At 32.8% G+C, this 19,989-nt stretch carries 14 protein-coding genes and 3 pseudogenes; 6 read left to right on the forward strand and 11 right to left on the reverse strand.

The window, feature by feature from the left end; all coding sequences use genetic code 11:
* Positions 1-10: 10 nt before the first annotated feature.
* Both addA and JCM6256_RS03865 read right to left on the reverse strand, forming a co-directional pair.
* Positions 11-3,631, reverse strand: coding sequence for a helicase-exonuclease AddAB subunit AddA (addA, locus tag JCM6256_RS03860; protein WP_025080485.1), 3,621 nt, complete (start codon positions 3,629-3,631; stop codon positions 11-13).
* Positions 3,631-7,110, reverse strand: coding sequence for a PD-(D/E)XK nuclease family protein (locus JCM6256_RS03865; RefSeq protein WP_025080486.1), 3,480 nt, complete (start codon positions 7,108-7,110; stop codon positions 3,631-3,633). Before JCM6256_RS03865 ends, addA begins: the two co-directional genes overlap by 1 nt.
* Positions 7,111-7,192: 82 nt before the next feature.
* Between JCM6256_RS03865 and mvk the strand changes: the two genes are divergently transcribed.
* From mvk to fni, 4 genes and pseudogenes are all read left to right on the forward strand, one after another.
* On the forward strand, positions 7,193-8,101 hold the full coding sequence (gene mvk / locus JCM6256_RS03870) for a mevalonate kinase (RefSeq protein WP_025080487.1): 909 nt from the start codon (positions 7,193-7,195) through the stop codon (positions 8,099-8,101).
* A 12-nt stretch (positions 8,102-8,113) separates the two neighbouring features.
* A complete protein-coding gene (mvaD, locus tag JCM6256_RS03875) occupies positions 8,114-9,073 on the forward strand; it encodes a diphosphomevalonate decarboxylase (RefSeq protein WP_025080488.1) in 960 nt (319 codons plus the stop codon).
* Between the two features lie 48 nt (positions 9,074-9,121).
* Positions 9,122-10,204 (forward strand): phosphomevalonate kinase, encoded by a 1,083-nt coding sequence (locus JCM6256_RS03880; RefSeq protein ID WP_025080489.1) that lies wholly within the window; start codon positions 9,122-9,124, stop codon positions 10,202-10,204.
* 10 nt (positions 10,205-10,214) lie between these two features.
* Positions 10,215-11,232, forward strand: a pseudogene (fni, locus tag JCM6256_RS09650) (type 2 isopentenyl-diphosphate Delta-isomerase).
* A 77-nt stretch (positions 11,233-11,309) separates the two neighbouring features.
* On the opposite strand, the gene JCM6256_RS03890 reads toward fni, so the two are convergent.
* Genes JCM6256_RS03890 through JCM6256_RS03905 form a run of 4 tightly spaced genes read right to left on the reverse strand, consistent with a single transcriptional unit; the run spans position 11,310 to position 15,224 of the window.
* Positions 11,310-12,101, reverse strand: a complete 792-nt coding sequence (locus JCM6256_RS03890) for a Cof-type HAD-IIB family hydrolase (RefSeq protein WP_025080490.1) — start codon at positions 12,099-12,101, stop codon at positions 11,310-11,312.
* 9 nt (positions 12,102-12,110) lie between these two features.
* Positions 12,111-13,508 carry an RsmB/NOP family class I SAM-dependent RNA methyltransferase gene (locus JCM6256_RS03895; RefSeq protein WP_025080491.1) on the reverse strand — a complete coding sequence of 466 codons (1,398 nt, stop codon included), beginning with the start codon at positions 13,506-13,508 and terminating at the stop codon, positions 12,111-12,113.
* The gene (locus JCM6256_RS03900) at positions 13,501-14,478 is read right to left on the reverse strand and encodes a hypothetical protein (protein ID WP_025080492.1); all 978 of its coding nucleotides are present in this window, start codon (positions 14,476-14,478) and stop codon (positions 13,501-13,503) included. The genes JCM6256_RS03895 and JCM6256_RS03900 overlap by 8 nt, the downstream gene beginning before the upstream one ends.
* Positions 14,475-15,224 (reverse strand): hypothetical protein, encoded by a 750-nt coding sequence (locus JCM6256_RS03905; protein ID WP_025080493.1) that lies wholly within the window; start codon positions 15,222-15,224, stop codon positions 14,475-14,477. The genes JCM6256_RS03900 and JCM6256_RS03905 overlap by 4 nt, the downstream gene beginning before the upstream one ends.
* A gap of 87 nt (positions 15,225-15,311) precedes the next feature.
* Here JCM6256_RS03905 and lepB point away from each other — a divergent pair, with 87 nt between their 5' ends.
* Positions 15,312-15,881 (forward strand): signal peptidase I, encoded by a 570-nt coding sequence (gene lepB, locus JCM6256_RS03910; RefSeq protein ID WP_025080494.1) that lies wholly within the window; start codon positions 15,312-15,314, stop codon positions 15,879-15,881.
* 60 nt (positions 15,882-15,941) lie between these two features.
* Positions 15,942-16,130 (forward strand): LBP_cg2779 family protein, encoded by a 189-nt coding sequence (locus JCM6256_RS03915; RefSeq protein ID WP_025080495.1) that lies wholly within the window; start codon positions 15,942-15,944, stop codon positions 16,128-16,130.
* A gap of 93 nt (positions 16,131-16,223) precedes the next feature.
* Here JCM6256_RS03915 and JCM6256_RS10840 read toward each other — a convergent pair.
* The 5 genes and pseudogenes from JCM6256_RS10840 to JCM6256_RS03940 all read right to left on the reverse strand — a co-directional run.
* A pseudogene (locus JCM6256_RS10840) lies at positions 16,224-16,593 on the reverse strand (transposase); the annotation flags it as partial.
* 33 nt (positions 16,594-16,626) lie between these two features.
* Positions 16,627-16,824: pseudogene (locus JCM6256_RS10845) on the reverse strand (transposase); the annotation flags it as partial.
* A 152-nt stretch (positions 16,825-16,976) separates the two neighbouring features.
* Positions 16,977-17,306 (reverse strand): YxeA family protein, encoded by a 330-nt coding sequence (locus JCM6256_RS03930; RefSeq protein WP_025080497.1) that lies wholly within the window; start codon positions 17,304-17,306, stop codon positions 16,977-16,979.
* A 12-nt stretch (positions 17,307-17,318) separates the two neighbouring features.
* Positions 17,319-17,978, reverse strand: a complete 660-nt coding sequence (locus JCM6256_RS03935) for an ATP-binding cassette domain-containing protein (protein ID WP_025080498.1) — start codon at positions 17,976-17,978, stop codon at positions 17,319-17,321.
* Positions 17,979-17,990: 12 nt separating this feature from the next.
* Positions 17,991-19,973, reverse strand: a complete 1,983-nt coding sequence (locus JCM6256_RS03940) for a bacteriocin-associated integral membrane family protein (RefSeq protein ID WP_025080499.1) — start codon at positions 19,971-19,973, stop codon at positions 17,991-17,993.
* Between the last annotated feature and the right edge of the window lie 16 nt (positions 19,974-19,989).

The following is a 19,989-nucleotide window of genomic DNA, read 5'->3' on the forward strand; positions in this document are numbered from 1 at the left end:
CTTATATATTTTAATCTACTTGGACAATTTTTTTAGCATCTAACAAAATTAAATACTTACTCTTAACATTTACTGGTGCAAATTCGTTTAATGCCTGTTCATATAAACGAAGCTGACCAGTATATTTGTCTTTTATCTTTTGAATAGCGACATCTAAATGATTCTGATCAACATAATCTGTCTTGTAGTCAAACAAAATGATACCATCATCTGCTATATAATAACCATCAATTGTACCGTGGACCAGGATTTTAGCATGAGGATCACTAAAATCTTTAAACAATTTTTTAGCAGAAGCGATGCTTGAAAAATCCACTTCACGCTTTAAGTTATCAGGATGATTCCAAAACTCTTTAGCAAAGTCGCTATGAGTGAACCAAAGAATTTCATCTTTATGGAGGCTTGGTACAATATCAGGATTTAGCTTTTTCTTGACAATTAAATCTTGAATCTCATTATCAAGATCAGCTTCATCGCCTGTTCCTTCATAATTGTAGTATTGCAAAATTAAGTGCGTAGCCGTTCCGATTTCTGCACCAGTAAATTTAGTTTCAAATAAGAAATTAGGCTTAGTATCAATCGGCTGCAAATAACGATTAGTTGAAGTGATTAAATGAGCATTCTCAAGTTCACTATCAATTGGATCATTAAATGCGCTTTTAATTTCAGAAACAGCTTGATAAGCCGTTGTTTGACTAGCATCCCTAAATGGATACTTAAAATCATAAAGTCGCTTAGCCGTCTTAGTAAGCAAATTGTACTCATCATTTTGCTCGTTGCTTTTTTCATCAGCTTCAACCACGTCACTAATTGGCTCATCGTACTTAACATACAAGATATCTTGACTTTGATCAATTGCTTCGCTGATATCTGTTAACTTTTGTGGAACCTGACGATCAAATGCTAAAGCTGGCCCCACAAAGCTTAATGGACTGTTAGCTGATAATTTGTCACTTAATGATAACTGCTCGCCAACGCTTAATTCTTGGCGCCATTTTTGAACATTCTTTTCAAAGCTTGGAATTTCTGTTACTAGAATCAGTTTTTGCTTGGCGCGTGTCAATGCAACATATAAAATACGTGATTCTTCTTCAAGAATCTGACGTTTCTTTTCCACATTTCCAATTGCTTTAACTAAAGTATCAATTCGATATTGGGGCTGCTTAATAGTTAGGCCAATTCCATCATTATTTATTACATAATTGCCACGTAAATCTCTCATTTGGTAGCGATGTTCCATCCCTACGTAAAAGACAATTGGAAATTCCAAACCTTTTGACCCGTGAATTGTCATTAATCTAATTGCATTACCGGCTTCCTTAGTTAAAAGTGGCTGAGCAAGGTCTTTTTGACTACGACGCATACGATCAATAAAATTAATAAATTGATAAAGTCCCTTAAAACCGGCACTTTCATACGAAGTTGCTCGTTCATAAAGAGCTTCTAAATTAACGCGACGCTGTTCTCCATTAGGCAAAGCAGTCATAATTTCCAGCAAACTAGTTCGCTCATAAATGCTCCAAATCAACTCGGAAATTCGATGATTAGTAGCAAAATCTCTTAAATCAGATAATTGATTTAAAAAGTTTTTAATTTTATCACTAAGATCATTATTCATTGAAACATACGACAAAAGCGCACTATAAAAGCTTGCTTGTTTATTGTTAATACGAATTTTAGCGAGCTCTTCTTCGTTAAAGTTAAATAAAGGTGATCTTAAAACCGTTACTAAAGGAATATCTTGATCAGGATTATCAATAATCTTGAGGTAATCCATCATAATTGTTAATTCAAAAGTTTGGAAGTAATTTTCCGCATCAGTAATGAACAAAGGAATATTATTTTTAGCAAATTCCTGCATGATTTCTAGGTTATTGCTACGACTACGTGTCAAGATAGCAATGTCGCTATAGCGGAAATCACGTTTTTTATTTTCACGTGCATCATAGACCTGTAATTTTTCCTGTTTGAATTGCTTAATGCGGTCAATTACCATTTGGATTTCTGAATAATCAATTTCACCGTTATCATCAGAATCAAAATTGCTACTTTGTTTTTTCTCATGAAAAATAATTTCGCTAGCTTGACTTAAATGCTCAGGATAATATTTTGCACCAAAAAGCAACTGTCCTTCTTTTCGATAATCAATGCCGCCAAAATTATCGCTCATTACTGTCTTAAAAACTTTATTAACGATTTTAGTAACTGGTTCAGTTGAACGGAAGTTATCGGCAAGTACGATACGTTTTTCATTAGTATTTTCTTCCTTACCGAATTTATGATATTTCTCTAAGAATAAAGTTGGCTCAGCTTGACGGAAACCATAAATAGACTGCTTAACATCCCCTACCATAAAGAGATTATTAGTTTTGCCATTCTTGATAGTTTGGATAATTCCTTCTTGCAAAGCATTAATATCCTGATACTCATCAACCAAAATTTCTTTAAATTTATTTTGATAAAAGTCACGTGCCATTTGTGAGTTAGAAATGTCTTGACTAAGAATTTGATAAGCAAGTTGTTCCATATCGCTATAATCAAGAAGATTTTCTTCTCTTTTTAGCTTATTAAACCGCTCAATTAAGGAAAGTTCAGCTCTGCTAATAGCAGACATGATTTTCTGTCCCTTATCCATTACTTTAAGTTGCTCTTTTTCATCACTTGCCAAAAATGACGCATAAGTATCAAAAATTTGTGTTTTAGCTTCATCTTTTAAAGCTTGTGCCTCTTCATAGAAGTCGAGCAAATCTTCATCCCATTTCTTAGATTTGCGATATTTGCCTGTAAAAACACAACCTCTTAATAAGGAGCGCAATTCATCATATGACTTGTCTTCAGTAAGCCCAGTAATAAAAGTAGTCAAATTTTGATCAAAAATAGCAAAATCTTCTTTAACTTTAGCTAACTCTTTAGTATCCATTTGCGTAGCAACTAAAAGTTGATCTATTTTTTTCTTTAGACCACTAAAAGTGTCAATTAAATGCTTTTTTATATTATCTTGCCATAACTTGCTTTTAACTAGTTCTTGATTATTAATCACATATTTTCGAGGTAAATCTTTTAGCCATTCTTTATAATCCGGCTTAGCCATAGCAAAATTATACAAATCTAGTAATAAATCTCGGGCTGAATCTGCATCCCTGTCCCCCGAGAAATTATCATAAAAACTAATAAAATCTTTATCCTGGTCTTCTAAATATTCACTTTCGATTTCTTTTAAGGCACGTTCTTTTAACAATGCTGCCTGAGTCTCATCAGTTAAAATACTAAAACTTGGATCGAGATCAACAGCATAGTAAAAGCGATGAATGACGTCTAAACAGAAAGCATCAATCGTAGAAATATTAGCTGTATCAATTAAATTAAGTTGTCTGCGTAAATAATTTCGATTGCCGTTTGCATTGCGCAAAGCTTGTGTCAATTCCAACTTAATTCTTGCCTTCATTTCTTCGGCTGCAGCCTTGGTAAACGTAACTATCAGCAATTGATCAACGCTAATGCCTGACATAATTTCTTTTAACACACGCTGAACAAGGACAGTAGTTTTACCCGAACCCGCTGAAGCAGAGACTAAAATGTCTTTGCCACGCTCATCAATAGCTTCTTGTTGTTTTTCAGTAAATGACGGCATTAATCTTCCTCCTTGTTCAATTTTTCTTTGATTTTTTCCAACAATTCTTTCTTATTCATACTATTAATATCATGATATTGATCTTGTCTAAGCATTGCATCAAAGAAGAAAATATCGCGATAATCTGAATAAGTTAAAGCATTGCGAGTTTTACCATAACGGTATGGATTGAGTTTTATTTTTCCTGATAAAATTTCGGTTGAAGCCTCTTTAATTAGAAATTCGTCATAGTCAAGCAACATCTTAATTTCATCTTCGCTAAAGTTAGTATTGCTTGGTAAAGTAAAGCCACCATTTTTCTTTGTTTTAATTCCAGAATATATTTGGGAGTTTACTTGCTTATCATCTAAAAGCGGTTCAGCTTCTGTTAACAAAATTGGATCATTTGAAATTAAACCTGTATACATTAGCTTAGGCTTTCCATCTAATGCATTATTTTTCACTTGTAAATTAGCGCCTATTAAATCTTTGCCGTTTAAACGATCAAGCTGTCGGGTAATTGTTTGATAGAATGCGCCTAAAAGTGATAAGTCATTATTTCCAGCAAAGAATTGATTATTTTTGCTTAAAACATCTAAATAAGAAACCATCTGTAAAGCAATACCGTTATAGAACATCCCCAAATCGAATTTTTTAGCCGAAGACTTATAGTCGATTACTTGTGCCAAAATTTGATTCTTTCCAGATATTGGTGCTAGGTCAACACGATCCATTTTTCCGCGCAAATTTACATGGTGATTTCCTGCTAAATCTGGCAAAGCTAATTTTAATCCTTTAACTTTTTCACCTGAGCCAAAACTTAGCTCTGAATATTTAGCCCGAAGTGGGGTTTGCTTAAGTGAGCGACGCCAATTGTTTGCGACTTTTGAAGTGGTGTGATCCAAACATTTAAATAAATATTGATTAAATGGATCGTCCATTAATTGTGAATATTTCTTTTCATCTTTCATAGCCTCACGTGCAAGACTAAGCAATTTTTCCATTTCTACTTGGTCAATATCAGCTAAGTTAAGATGCTTATTGTTTAATTCTTTTACTAAACGATCGAAAGTTTCATGGAAATAGTTACCTGCTTGGATAACGTCAAATTCGTTTTCAAAACGTTTGCGTAAACGCAATCCATAATTTAAAAAATACTCATAAGAGTTTTCGTAGTAAGTTTCAAGCTGGGAAACTGATGAATTAAGATTTTGACCATATAGTTCTTGTGCAAGGGATGCATCAATATCTTCAGGATTATTGTCAAACTCGCTGGCTTCTATAACGGTTTTAGTCTTTTCAGGGATGCTTTCTTTAGATAAACTAAGCAAATTGCTAATAGTTTTATTTGGTGCAATCGAATTTAAATATGCCAAATAACCCAAACTGGCGTCTGGATTGGTGATAAATGATAAAACATCTTGTAACTTCTCTGGCAAGTCATGTTGAGCCATTTCGGGAGCATTGTTTTGCTTTAAGCGCTCATAAAAAATTGATGGTTCTAGTTCTTCATTAGCAGCATTTAGAACAGGATAAGACAAGTAAACTTTGTCCTGTGCTAAAGCCAAAGCTAAACCAAATTGATAATTTTGATCCAAGTTATTCACTTGCTGACGATCTTCAAGATAAGCATCATCTGCAAAGCCCGGTTTCATATTTTCAATATTTTCCGAACTCAAGAATCCCGGTGTTTTTTGAATACTTGGTAAATTGCCAGCTGTCGCTCCAATAATAAAGACCTGTTTATAGCCTGTATTTTGTACCATACCAATTTCTGAAATATTGACAGCATCAAGTGTTGATGGAATTTGTGAGAAATTTGCTTGACGAAAACTGCTAATCAGCATTTCAAAAAAGCTATTAGTTTCAAATTCATCAGGATTAATTAAAAGATAATCCTTTAAAAGCGTTATTAACAAATCCCATAATTGTTCAGGCTGTTGTGCTTGTTGCAAATCGCCTGCTTCATTAGCTGTATCGCGCCATTTTTCTAATTGACTAGCAACACCATTATCGGCTAAAAAATTAAAGAAAATCGTAATTGCTTTTTGGCTACTTTTTTCATCCCCTAAAGACGTAAAAAGCGAGTTAATTTTATCAACTATGTAAGCACGCAATTTGTCAATTTTCGCTACTTCATCGGGCATCTTATCCAGTCTAATAACGTCTGCTGCCACATATTCAGAAAAGTTACGTTTCCAAGAATTATGATTAATCCCATGAGCTAAAACAAAATTTTCTAGCTCATCAATATCATGAATAAATGCGGCCTCATCTTGATACCATGAAGGAATAAGCAATCTTGTCTTTAAAATCGCTAAAATATTTGTACTTTGCCATGGTCTCTTGAGAAGTGCAGCCAAATTTTCAATTAAAACAACTAAAGGGTGATACTTCATTTCCTGTTGCAAATCGTTGAAAAATGGGATCTTATTTTGACGTAAAATTGGAATTAAATAAGTTTCATACTCATGTAAATTCGGCGCTAAAATCAAGAAATCTTGATAACGATAATTGCTCAATGCTACTTGTTGATAAATTGTTCGGGCAACAAAGTATGCTTCCGCATATCGAGAATCTGCCTTAACCAATTGGACATTTTTAAGTTCATCAATTTTAGGAAGCGTTTCTGTCCAGATGCCATTTAAAATTTCTCGTTTATTTTGTTTAGGACTAAGCGGATAAATTTCTTGTTCAAAATCAATGCTTCTTTTGGTAAGAAAATCAGTTAAATGTTTGATAGTTTGCTGAATAATGTAATCATAATCTCCCGGTTCAGCTGCAGAATTAATTTCACCAATTCGAGTCTTGAAAGCTAACGTAACATTTTTCGCTTTCATCATAAGCAACCGGATAGTCAATGATTCTTGCAATGAAAAATGTGAAAAATCTGTAAAGTAAAAACTTGCATTCGAAAGATCAACTTTTGAAGCTAATAATTCATTCATTTGTAACTGAACTTCATTTTTAGTTGAAAATTTTCCTGCAATTTCTTTTAGAAAATCATTATATATTATCTTTAAATCATGTATTTTCCCTTCAGTTTCACGATCTAAATTCTCAGTATTTAAAGTTTCTAAATCAAGATTACCATCATATACTTGCAATATTGTATCGTAAAGCTGTTTCACTAAACCAGAATTGACATTTACATTCTTAAACAGATCTAGTTCTGGACGATGCTTATCAATTATCTTAGATAAAAGCATTGCTGCAGCCGCATCATCAAGCTGCGTTGGCAAGCCCATTTCTGCATCTTTTAAGAAATACCACGCTAATCTTGAAAAAGATAAAACTTGCAAATTCTTTACAGAAGTTTCTTCTTTGTCTTGACTAAGAGCCAGTCTATTTATTGCCTTAATTTCTGTGGTAAACTTAATATGATTTGGAACGATGATGAAAGTTTCATATTCTGGATGTTGTCTGTAATTTTCTACTGCTTGTTCCAGAATTTTTTCTTGTAATGGGTCAGTTTGACGGCCTGTAATAATTTTGATCATTTGTTCGTTAACTCCTTGTATTTTATTTTAGCATAGGAGCTTTTTTATTCATTAAAAATAAAACTTAGGAATGGAAAAATTAATGAAAAGTAGTTATTTAACACATGGAAAAGTAATTCTTATTGGTGAACACTCTGTTGTTTATGGTTATGATGCGCTTTGCATGCCCATTAAATCATTGCATATTAAAACAACTGTTGAGCCTAATGACGAAGACTGGATGGACACAGAACGCTATCATGGCCCATTATTTGATGCACCTAATGAATATGACGGTTTAAAATACGTTGTTAAAACTATGCTTGAAAAAGCCAATAGCAATGAAAAGCTTAAAATTACCTATACTGGCGAGATTCCAATGGAGCGTGGCTTTGGGTCAAGTGCAACTGTAGCTTTAGGAACTACCAAAGCTATGAATGATTACTTTAAGCTTAATATGTCTCATGATGAAATTATGGCTGTAACCAATCACGCAGAAATGATTAATCATGGTAAAGCATCGGGACTAGATGCTGCAACTGTAAATTCTGACTATCTTGTTTTCTTTAATACGCAAGATGGTCCTAAAAGACTTGAAACAAAGCTCGGTGCTACTCTCTTGATTATGGATACAGGGCAACTTGGAAATACACGCGAGGCTGTAACCAAAGTCCGCTCTCAACTTGATAAATCAGTTGATGCTAATAAGCGTATTGAAAGATTGGGCGAATTAGCAGATAAAACTAAAGCAGCTTGGATGATTCAAGATAAGGAAGCAGTTGGTACTTGTTTCAACGAAGCTCAAGAGATTTTGGCTTCGTTTGGTCTTTCTACTCATAAAATTGATCAGTTGAAGCAAATTGCTCATGAAAATGGCGCACTTGGCTTTAAGTTTTCCGGTGGCGGACTTGGTGGCATTGTCATTGCACTATGCGACAATGACGAAATGGCAAAAGAAATTGCTGAAAAAAGCAAAGATTTAATTAGTGATTTTTGGATCGAAAAAATATAAAGGAAATATTAAATGAAAAAAACTGCGCGCGCACACACTAACATTGCTCTTATTAAATATTGGGGCAAGGCCGATGCTAAACTGCGATTACCACTTATGTCTAGCCTTTCCATGACTCTAGATGCTTTTTATACAGATACTTCTATTGAAGAATCTGAAAATATGGAATTTTACTTGAACGATAAAAAGCAAGATGAAGTGGCAACAAAACGTGTATTTAAATACATCGATACACTCCAACATAAATTTGGAGTCTCAGGCAACTTAACCATTCATTCAACCAATCACGTTCCTACCGCAGCTGGACTTGCATCATCAAGTTCAGCTTTTGCCGCACTTGCTGGTGCTTTTACAAGATTTTATGACCTTAATGTAGATAATCAAGAATTATCAAGGTTAGCTCGAATTGGTTCAGGATCTGCCAGTCGTTCAATTTTTGGTGGCTTTGCTATTTGGCAAAAAGGTCATGATGATGAAAGCTCATATGCTTATGCTCTTGATGAACATCCCAACATGGATCTTTATCTTTTAGCCGTTGAGCTAAACAGTCATAAAAAGAAGATTTCCTCGACTATGGGGATGAAAGATGCTCAGTCTTCCCCATTCTTTGAGTCTTGGCTTAAACGCAATGATTTTGAATTAAGTGAAATGATTGACGCTATTAAAAATAATAACTTTACTAAACTCGGCGAAATAGCTGAATTAAATGCTAGCGAAATGCATGCAATCAATTTAACTGCTCAACCTGGTTTTACTTATTTCGAGCCCGATACAATTCATGCTATTAAATTAGTTGAAGATTTACGTAAACGTGGAATTGAATGCTATTACACTATTGATGCCGGACCCAATATTAAGATTTTGACTCAATTAAGAAATATAAAAGAAATCAAAAAAATCTTTGAGTCAGAATTTAATAATGTTAATATAATTAAGGCAAGTTTTGGCCCAGGAATTTCTTACTTGGACTGAAATCACTTATGTGATAAAGCTTAATATAGATTAGAGGATTAAAATCTTTTGATAACAGAAAAAGCACCCGGAAAGTTATATATTGCTGGTGAGTATGCTGTTTTAGAGCAAAATTGTCCTGCAATTTTAGTTGCAGTAAATCAATTTGTACGTGTTTCTATTTCTAAAAGCAAAACTACCACTGGTTTAATTCATTCAAAACAATATTCACAAAGTTCAATTCATTGGGTTCGTCAAGGCTCAAGGATGGTAATTGACAATCGTGATAATCCTTTTGAATACATCCTTTCAGCAATTTCATTTACTGAACAATATTGTATTGAACAAAATATCAAAATGACCGTCTATGATTTACATGTTAATTCAGATCTAGACTCTGCAGATGGTAAAAAGTACGGCTTAGGCTCAAGTGCAGCCGTTACTGTTGCTACTGTTAAGGCGATTTTGCGTTTTTACGGTGTTGATTTTAGTAATGAATTAGTATACAAATTATCTGCTATCTCTCACTACTCCGTACAAGGCAACGGTTCGGCCGGTGATATTGCGGCAAGCGTATATGGTGGTTGGCTAGCATATCAAACTTTTAATAAGAATTGGCTTAAGCAAGAATTGGCCACTAAGTCTTTAACAGACGTTATCAATGAGGCTTGGCCAGGACTTAATATTGAATTGTTAACCCCTCCTGAAGGGATGAAATTAATGATTGGATGGAGTCAAAAGCCTGCATCCACTTCTCGCTTGGTCGATGAAACTAATGCTAACAAGGCTGCACTTGATAATGAATATCAACAATTCTTAAACGCATCACGCCAATGCGTACTTAAAATGGTTAAAGGCTTTGAAGAAGACGACATTGCTTTAATTCAAAAGCAAATACGTGTTAACCGTGAAATTTTACAACACTTTGCAAAAATCAATCACATTGCAATCGAAATTCCACGCTTGACTCATTTGATCGATATTGCTGAAAAATTTGGTGGTGCTGCTAAGACTTCTGGTGCCGGTAATGGTGACTGCGGAATCGTTATTACCGATGAAAGTACTGATATTGATGCTTTAGAACAAGAATGGCGTAAAAATAATATTTTGCCATTAAACTTCCGCGTACATCAAATTACCTTTACTAAATAACGAGGTTTTTATGTCAAAAAGATCTGAAAGAAAAGAAGAACATCTGGCATTAGCAGATGTTTTTTAATGAGAAAAAACAAAATAATTTTGATCAAATGCACTTGTTGCGCCCTGCTCTTCCTGAAACAAGAGTTAATTTGCATTCTATTGAAACAAACATGTTCGGTAAAAAAGTGTCCGCTCCATTTTTTATTAATGCAATGACAGGCGGCTCAAAAAAATCATACAAAGTTAATAAGGCATTAGGGCAAATTGCGTGTCAAACTAATATAGCTATGGCATTAGGCTCAGCTAGCATTTTAATAAAAGAAAAGAAGGAACAATTCGAAAGCTTTTATACTGCTCGAGAAGAAAATCCAGATGGCGTATTAATTGCTAACGTGAACCCTGCCACTCCAGCACAAGATGCTCAAAGAATTGTAAATGACTTACAAGCGGATGCTCTTCAAATTCACATTAATTCTGTTCAAGAAATCGCTATGCCTGAAGGAGAACGTAATTTTCTCTGGCTAGACAATATGAGAGAAATTCGTAATACGGTTGACGTGCCAATTATTGTTAAAGAAGTAGGTTTTGGCATGGATAGCCATACTATCAAAACCTTAAAAAGTGATGGTTTTGATCTTCTTGATATTGCGGGCAGTGGTGGGACTAATTTTGCTGAAATTGAAAATGGCAGAAATAGTTTTGATGTTTCTTACTTAGAAGATTTAGGGTTACCTACTGTAGTGACCGCCCTCATGGCAAAAAAAGCCGGTGCTAACTTCATCGTATCTGGCGGTGTACGTAATCCTCTTGATGTATTAAAAGGATTAGTTTTAGGTGGAAAATATGTTGGTATTGCTAATGTATTTTTACAAGAATATATGCAAGATGGCCAAGAAGGACTTCTCTCTTTAATTCAAAATTGGAAACAAGAATTAGTTGGGTTACTCGCTATTTATGGTCAAAATGATTTAAAATATTTAACGCAAATTAAAACCTATTATGATCTTCCGCTTAAAAATACAATTGACCAATTAATTTAACATAATTTTTGATATTTATATAAAAATAAGCATTCAGCCCAAAAAGCTGAATGCTTATTTTATTTTTCTTGAATAAATTAATTAATATTAAGTAACTTCAAAATTTCTTTTTGAACGGCACTTTCGTTGCAAGTCCCGATTACTTCATCAGCAGCTTCTTTAGCTTCTGGCATTGCCGTGCCTGTAGCAAAGCTTTTACCTGTATATTTAAGCATCCCTACGTCATTGCCACTATCTCCAAAGCTTACCATTTCATCAGCTGAAATGTTGAATTTCTTACCTAGGTATTCTAAACCTACAGCTTTGTTCATGCCTTTAGTTTGCATATCAATTGAATCAGCACTTCCAGCTACGAAGCCCATTTCTGGATATTTTTTTCTTAATTCATCAATAGTTGGCAACGTCTTTTCAATAGGCAACGTCATATTAACCTTAAAAATTTTATCTTTAACTTCTGAAAAATCATCGACCAAAGTAATTTCAGCAAAATATTTATGCATTTCTTGGTAATAATCTTCACCATCACTGCGACGAATATATGCTGATTTTAGGCCCTCAACCACGGCTGGATATGGATAATCATGTACTACTTCTTGCGTAATTTGGTAGTCTTTTTGAGATAAAGCATCCGTATGGAGTAATTCTTTTCCTTTAGCAATTAAGGCACCGTTTTCTGCTACAAAATAGATTCTATCTGCATTTTCAGGGAAACGTTTAATCAAATTTTCAAATTGATTTCCACTAGCGACCACAAATTTAATATCACGTTCTTGCATCACTTTAAACTCACGTGAGAACATCTCATGATCATAAGTCTTATCATCTCTCAACCAAGTACCATCCATATCTGAAGCAATTAATTTGATCATATTTTCTCCCTAATCCTTTTTTAAAATTCTCAATCCCTTTGGATAAAAGTTCTTAAGTACACCATTACCAGCAATTTTTCCAAAACTAAAAATCATCTTATTAAAAGCTACTAATACAAATCCACGTAAATCTGTATCAACTTTTACGGTTTCGCCATGAAGATAACTCATATAATCTTCCTCAGAAGATAGATTAATTACATTTTTCTGTTCTACTTGGCCTAAAGCTTCGGCAAGATGATGTCCGGGTTCAAAGCGTTTCTTTTTCAAAATTCCTAATTCTAAACCATCATTTACAATGTTCAATCCCTTTAGATTTTGTTCACTAATAGCTGGAATGAAGACATGATCTTTTCTCACTAAGGCTCGCTTTTGCCAATCAGAGATTTCCTTTGGTAAGTTAAATTTATCAAGGACTTTGGCAATGTATTCTTTCTCGTCTTTAGTTAGAGATAAATTATTACGTTTATCTTTCTTCTTTTTCTTACTCTTTTTCGAATTTTCCTTGCCTAATTCACCAGGCATTTTTAAAATTGCTGCGAATTGTCCTTCACCTAAGTTGTCTTGTGGCCAAAAACGTAAGGTTCTTTCGAGATGATCAACACTACCCCATTCAGGCCGGCCATGACTTACCTTATCTGAATTAATCATGGTAATTGGTTGAATTTCCATCTTGTAATTTTTTACTAGCCAACTAACGATTTCTTCATCTTCTTCTGGTGAAAATGTACAAGTTGAATAAATTAATTTTCCACCAGGCTTAAGCATTTTAACGGCTTGCTCAAGAATTTCCTGTTGGCGATCTTGACAGGTTTGAACATATTCGGGCGACCAATATTCAATAGCCTCCGGATTTTTTCTAAACATGCCTTCTCCGCTACATGGAGCATCAACTAAGATCTTGTCAAAAAATTGTGGGAAAACTTTGGCTAGAGCAAAAGAATCATTATTCGTTATGAGCGCATTACTAATGCCCCATCGTTCGATGTTTTCACGAAGAGCCTTAACGCGGCTAGCAGAAATTTCGTTGGCAACAAGCAAGCCTTCTCCTTTTAAAGCTTGTCCTAAGGCCGTACTTTTACCGCCGGGAGCTGCACACAAATCTAAAACTTTCTCACCCGCTTGAACGTTAGCAATCCATGCTGGAAACATTGCTGAAGGATCTTGGGAATAAACAGTGCCACTAACCCATTCTGGATCTTGTCCAGAAACTTCGCCATAAAAAGCATTAGGAATATCTGGAACTTCTTCGGTTTTATCATAAGAAACATTATTTTCAAATTTAAGCGGATTAATACGATAAGCCTTTTTGCTTTCTTGATCCATTGCCGAAAACATTTTCTCAGCTTCATCATTCCCAAGCAACTTTTGATATTTATCTTTAAATTCAATTGGCAAATTAAGCATTAATTTTCTCTCCCTTTTCTTCTCTTTTATCTAAAAATACCCATGTTGCCAAATAAGCAATGATACTGGTTAATAAATTACCAATTAATAATAAAATTAGATGATCCATTCCTTTAAAGAAGGAAAACCAACTTAAACAGAAATATGCAATTGCACAAAGCAAAATTTCAATCAAAGCTAATCTTAACGAGCGATTAATGAACCAATTGCCTAATAAGTTTCCTTTTAGATGGGTTAACTTAATTTGACGCCAATGCAAAAGTGCAATTAAACTATTACAAATCATTGCAATTAGCCAAAGAGTCATAATAATCAAAATTTCTTTGACTACAGAAAAACTATGGATTTGGTGATCACGTACAAACTCTGGTGTATGAAGTTTAGCATGATAATGACGTGCAATTTTTTTAATAACGCGAGTAGATGAATCAACGATAATGCGATAATTCTTTAATTGTCCTTGAGCAGTCGGTTGATCTATGCCGGTACTTAAATAATATTTGCTTTGTTCAATCTGTGGGAAATTTTTCAAATCACCAATTACCGAGAAATATTGGTTGTGATTATGAATATATTTATTACCTTGAGTTTCCATGACTTTTATTTGTGCATTAGGTCCTAAAACTGCAAAGGAAACTTTTCCAGAAAAATCATCTAATGAAAAGAAACGCCCACTATCTGTAGGTAAAGAAATCATATTGCGATTAGCCCACACTAATACTTGATTTTGCTCAATTTCATTATCGAAATGTAATTGAATCTTCTCTTTACGATAATGGTTGTTTATATATTTTAAAAAATCACTAATTGTTTCTTCTTTATTGGTTTTAAAATAGCGAGTATTATTGCTGAGACCGTGAGCTTCAAGAAGTTGATCGGCCTCTCGAGATTGCACGTCAGAAAGAATCAATCCAGTTCCAATAAATGTTAAAAATACGATAAAAATTAAAGTTATTTTTTTCCAAGTCATATTTTTTCTATTTCATATACCTTTTCATCAATAAAATCATAGCTTTCAAAAGAATGATTGATTTTTTTCATTTCTTTTGAAGATACAAAATTCATTTGTTGCCAAAATTCTGGTGAATTAGTTGCGCCCTCTTTTTCACCAATAAAAAGCAATTTGCTGTGATGGCTATAGTCCTTCCAAGCATTAACGACATCTAGGTCACTATGGCCAAAGTTTGGCGACCAGGAACAAATAATGAGATCAATATCTCGATACCGTTTTATAGCACTAACTGCATCTAGATCCTCTACCTTTGTAAAATAGTCTCGACCGGTTGTTGAAGTTTTAGCCCATTCTAATGAATCGGTAGCAATTGCCTCAACTCCTACTTCTTGAAAAGTCTTTGACCAATAAGCATTACCTGCCATAATTTCTAAAACTGATTTAACGTTAAATGTTTCAGAAATTAGTTTAGCCGTTTTTAAATTTGGTAATGACCAAATACCATACTTTAACGATAAAAACTGTCTAACGCTATTTAACAAATGATTCATAGCGTTGATTTGTGCCTTTTTATCTACTCCAATTGAATAGATTAATTCTTCCACTTCATCTGGATAAAAACCTAAATGCTCTGGTGCTTCTTCAATCGGCACTTTTTTATCGACATAAGCAACAATATTATTAATTTCACTTACTTGTTTATGAATTCTATCATTGTTTAATTCTTTATCTAATTGATTTAATCTTTGCAAAAATTTCGTCATAGTAATGTAATTCCTTAATAATGATTTTACCATTCAATGCCATTTAAATCAGTTATAATAAGTACAGCATTAAAAAGGAGCGATTTTATGGCAGAAAATTCTAAAAATAAAAGCGAAGAAGATGAAAGCCTAGGTAGATTTATCCTTGATATTATCATTATTATGGCAATTATCATAGGAATTTATTATCTGCTGTTCAGCTTTGTTTTTTCAAATGAAACTGTATCAGGTCCATCCATGCAGCCTACCTTTCAAGATAAGGATCGAATCATTGCATTACGATATTTTAATCTTAAACGCAATGATATTGTCATTTTAAAAGCGCCTGATGAAAAGAATGCATTATATATCAAACGGGTTATTGGGCTTCCTGGTGATATGGTTACTTCAAAAAATGACACGCTTTACATTAATGGTAAAAAAGTCGCTGAACCATATTTGCATAATTCTTTAGAAACCCAAGCTCATAAGCAAGGTGAATTATATACTAACAACTTTACTTTGCGTCGACGTGTACCTAAAGACTCCTACTTTGTAATGGGCGATCACCGTAATGTTTCTAAAGATTCACGTTATTTCGGTTTTGTAAAACGTAAAGCAATTGTTGGCGAAGTTAAATGGCGTTACTGGCCTCTTAACCAGTGGCAAATATTCTAATTGATTTCAGTCTTGACGATTAAGAATTTATGGTAAAATTAATTGTAAGGAGAGATAATTATGAATCAACAAGAAGAATTATCAGACGCAATTATTGATTATCAAGTTAAGCATCATGTTAATGATACTGATTTAGCATTTGCTAGTCACCTTTCAGTTGAAAAGGTTCATGCAATGAAGACTGGCGATGGTGCATTTACTGATGAGGAAGTAAATCAACTTTATGATTACATGTCTGCAAATGCTTAATTGCTGATGGCTTGCCACTGAAGCGGATAGCTTCGGTGGCCTTTTTGTTTTATTTTTTAATTTAAGATTTAGTAACAATCTTTTATTATATTTTTACATAAAAAATGTATCTGGGAAATAACTAACCCTTAGATACTGAAAAACGATCAATTCAACTCTTAATTTGAGTTTGATTGATCGTTTTTTCTCTCTATTTTTATTTTTGAACACAGAAAATTAGTCTTTTGACCATCTTCTATTCCAATATTTGCTTAAATTCATCATCACGAAGGCTATTCCAACATCTGTTTCGACCTTCTTTTTGCCTCTTAAATGAGTTCGGCGCATGCCAAAAACGTTCTTCAAATGTCCAAAAATTGGCTCCACATCATACTTTCTCATGCTGTAGATGTGTCTGCCTTCAGGACTTTGGAGAACTTTCTTTTGTTTTTTCTTTTAAATACTGCCAGTTAGGATTATAGCGATTGGCATCAGCTTCGATCTTAGTACCATCGATAAAAGCAAAAAGCAAAATTTTAAGCATCATGGCTGGATGATAAGCAGGTCGTCCAGTTTTAGCGGTATCACCCAGCAAGACATCTTCTGGAATAGAATCAACGAAGCAGCTGATCGTGTTGGCTAAATGATTATTAGATATAGTAAAGTCCAGATTAAGTGTTAAAACAGTTTGGCCTGTGGTATAATTTTGATACATTGAGATTGCCTTCTTTCAATTTTGTTTTGTGGTGATTCAATAATATCAAGGAAGGCGCTTAAAGTATAGAAAAGAACGATGAAATCCATTAGGAAATCATCGTTCTTTTTTTCATGTCCGAGAATTAGTTATTTCCCAGACACATTAAAAAATTATTTTTTTACAGCTTTATTAAACATTTTTTCGGAAATGTATCTAATTTCTTGTACATATTGACCTTTGTGTTTGATTAAAATATATTGTCCATCCGGATCATATCCTCCAACGGTTTTAAGCTTATAATTACTTTTCTTTCCGTTTTTAGGGTCTATTAACGTAACATTATGATAAGTTTGTGTACCTTTATTAACCTTAGCATAACTAATAGTTTTTGGAATGAAGGGATTAACCCTATCAGTATAGGAATTATGAATTAATAATAAGCCCATTAACAATGCTACTATAATCACCAATACAATAATAATTTTTTTAGCCTTTAACATAAGTATATTCTCCTAATTTACATTTTCTGTGATTTTAATTCCTTGATTTTTAATTTGAATGAGATAATCACACTTTTCCCATACATTTTGATCATGAGTTGCAATTAAAATAGTACTGTCCTTGTTAAAGTCATTTAACAAATGTTTCAAAATTACTTGTGAATTTTCAGGATCTAATGACCCAGTTGGTTCATCTGCAAATATTATGTTTGGTTTTTTTAAAATAATTCTTGCTAAAGCAATTCTTTGTTGTTCTCCACCACTTAAGGTATAAACTTTTTGATTAAGTGAAAGTCGATTGAGTCCAAGATTATTTAAGACTTTTTGTATAGCTTTATCTATTTGATCTTTATTTAGGTTCTGATTTGTTAATCCTATCAAAAGATTATCTCTAACTGAATCAGTATCTATCAAACCAAAATTCTGAAAAACAAATCCGAAACTATTACGACGTAAAACTGGTAAGTTTTTTGGCGTCATTTTATGATCATTTATGAATATTTCTCCAGAGTCTGCAGTTTCCAAACCACCTAAAATATTCAAGAATGTTGTCTTACCTGCTCCACTTTTGCCAATAACGGCATAACTAGTACCATTTTTTAATTCACAAGAGACATTTTTTAAAATAATTCTCTGTCCCCAACATTTGTTTATTTTTTTTACTTTAATCATAAAAACTCATCCTCAATTACCATGATTTAAAGTTACTAATAGATCTTTTTGTGCATAATGAGTTAACAACATAATGACAATAGATTCTACTATTAAGTAAGGAATCATATATACACAAAGCATCAAATCGTTCATTTGAGTTAAAGCTAATACAAGAACAACAATTAAATCAATTAAAACATTAAATAAAAGCAATTTTAAAATAATATACTTATTTGATTCTCCAAAAATTTTATTAATTGCCATTCTTTGTCGTTGATTTTGAAGAAATGCAAGACTAATAAAAAAAATAATAAATATTAATTGGCTAATAGATAATAGTATTGTCAATATCATCGTCATTAATTGACGTGAAAGCTTAATATTAAAATTTGATAATCTAGTCTTAGCATCAGTAATTCCATAAATGTAGGACGTTAATTTAAGTTCCGATATATTTCGTTCTAACTCATATAGATTTGAAAACTGAATCATTCCTCGACTGACAGCTGCAAAATAAAAGTTTGGAGATAAAAATTTATTGTCTACAACAATAATAGGATTCATAGAAATAGAATCTTTAATTTCCGATCCAATAGTATAATTAAAAATTTTTTGATTATCTTTATAAGTAATAAAATTAAACTTCGGCGTTTTTACATGGTTTTTTCTTGACATAAGACTATGTTGAAAAACAACAAACGAAGCTAATTGCTTTTTAAAAGCGCCTTTTTGATCTATACGATTATTAGGAATTAAGATGCTAATAACATTGGGATTTAAATCAGGCTCAATAATATTTCCGGTTACTGTTTTTAAACGGTTATATTTTAAGTAATTCCTATTTACAATCATCACATTACCATTTGTAGGTGAAATATCACGTGGTTTTGGATTATATTGCTGATTATTACTTGAAATAATAACACCTTCACTTTTATTTAATAAGTGCTTCGTGAGCTGCTCCACTTTTTTCTCTTCAGAAGGAATATTATCATCAATTGCTGAATACTGAACAACATAACCACTATGATGGTCAATCCACATTTTCATAATCTTTTGATCTTGAATATAGTCTGTAACTTTTTTTTGAAAAGCAAATATATTTATTGCTACTAATGCTATTAAGATTATTTTTAAAATATAGCCAACTGTTATTATTTCTTTAGTATACGTTTGCCCTTTGATTGCTGTAGGAATATTAATTAATACTAAAACAGGATAAGAAATTAAGTCTAATAAACCTAGAATTAAACCAATTAGTACTATTAATCCCCAACTATAAATAATTACTTCTAATATATTTATAGGATTTACCTTAATTAAGGCATAGCATATACAAATAATAAATAGTGATACACATGAGATAGAAAAAGACACAAATGACTGCTTTAAATCTTTAAATATAATTTGTCGAAATGACCAACCGTTTAGTTTTAGTACCGCATAATTTTTAAAATGTGAAACCTTTTCAATTACCATAATAATAAAGACTATGCTTAGCATACTTAAAATGATTGGTAAGTATTCTTCAATAATTTCACTATTTTCTAAAATAGTTAGTTTAGAAATTTTAGCGACACTATAGTTAACTTTAGCTTTATCTAATATCAGCTTTAACTTAGTAAGTTGAGTAGAACTGGCGGTAGTATAATAAGTACCTCTAAGATCTTGTAACTGTAGCGTTTTATATTTTAATGTTTGAACATACTCGTCTCTAAATATTGATAAAGAATTAGACAATTTAGAATTAAAATTATAAACAGCTTTACTAATTTTATTATTAATTCTCCTCACTTTAACTAAAGTTAATTGATAGTTTCCGTGAGTTGCTGCTTGCTGTAATTTTGAAAATACTTGTTTTTTAGATTGGTTGGGACTATCTGTTGTAATAGTAATTTCTGTGTTTGCATTAGGAATAGATTCTTGATCATATTCTTTAAATACCGATAAGATTGAGATTAAGCATATACCTGAAATGATTATGAATAGAACAGATTTACAAACTCGATACATTTTTCACCACCATATA

The organism is Lactobacillus hamsteri DSM 5661 = JCM 6256, from assembly GCF_000615445.1.
Classification (GTDB): Bacteria; Bacillota; Bacilli; order Lactobacillales; family Lactobacillaceae; genus Lactobacillus; species Lactobacillus hamsteri.

Excerpts from the sequence above, each read along its gene's own strand:
- addA (WP_025080485.1), bottom strand. The coding sequence starts at position 3,631 with ATGCCGTCATTTACTGAAAAACAACAAGAAGCTATTGATGAGCGTGGC.
- JCM6256_RS03865 (WP_025080486.1), bottom strand. The coding sequence starts at position 7,110 with ATGATCAAAATTATTACAGGCCGTCAAACTGACCCATTACAAGAAAAA.
- mvk (WP_025080487.1), top strand. The coding sequence starts at position 7,193 with ATGAAAAGTAGTTATTTAACACATGGAAAAGTAATTCTTATTGGTGAA.
- mvaD (WP_025080488.1), top strand. The coding sequence starts at position 8,114 with ATGAAAAAAACTGCGCGCGCACACACTAACATTGCTCTTATTAAATAT.
- JCM6256_RS03890 (WP_025080490.1), bottom strand. The coding sequence starts at position 12,101 with ATGATCAAATTAATTGCTTCAGATATGGATGGTACTTGGTTGAGAGAT.
- JCM6256_RS03895 (WP_025080491.1), bottom strand. The coding sequence starts at position 13,508 with ATGCTTAATTTGCCAATTGAATTTAAAGATAAATATCAAAAGTTGCTT.
- JCM6256_RS03900 (WP_025080492.1), bottom strand. The coding sequence starts at position 14,478 with ATGACTTGGAAAAAAATAACTTTAATTTTTATCGTATTTTTAACATTT.
- JCM6256_RS03905 (WP_025080493.1), bottom strand. The coding sequence starts at position 15,224 with ATGACGAAATTTTTGCAAAGATTAAATCAATTAGATAAAGAATTAAAC.
- lepB (WP_025080494.1), top strand. The coding sequence starts at position 15,312 with ATGGCAGAAAATTCTAAAAATAAAAGCGAAGAAGATGAAAGCCTAGGT.
- JCM6256_RS03915 (WP_025080495.1), top strand. The coding sequence starts at position 15,942 with ATGAATCAACAAGAAGAATTATCAGACGCAATTATTGATTATCAAGTT.
- JCM6256_RS03930 (WP_025080497.1), bottom strand. The coding sequence starts at position 17,306 with ATGTTAAAGGCTAAAAAAATTATTATTGTATTGGTGATTATAGTAGCA.
- JCM6256_RS03935 (WP_025080498.1), bottom strand. The coding sequence starts at position 17,978 with ATGATTAAAGTAAAAAAAATAAACAAATGTTGGGGACAGAGAATTATT.
- JCM6256_RS03940 (WP_025080499.1), bottom strand. The coding sequence starts at position 19,973 with ATGTATCGAGTTTGTAAATCTGTTCTATTCATAATCATTTCAGGTATA.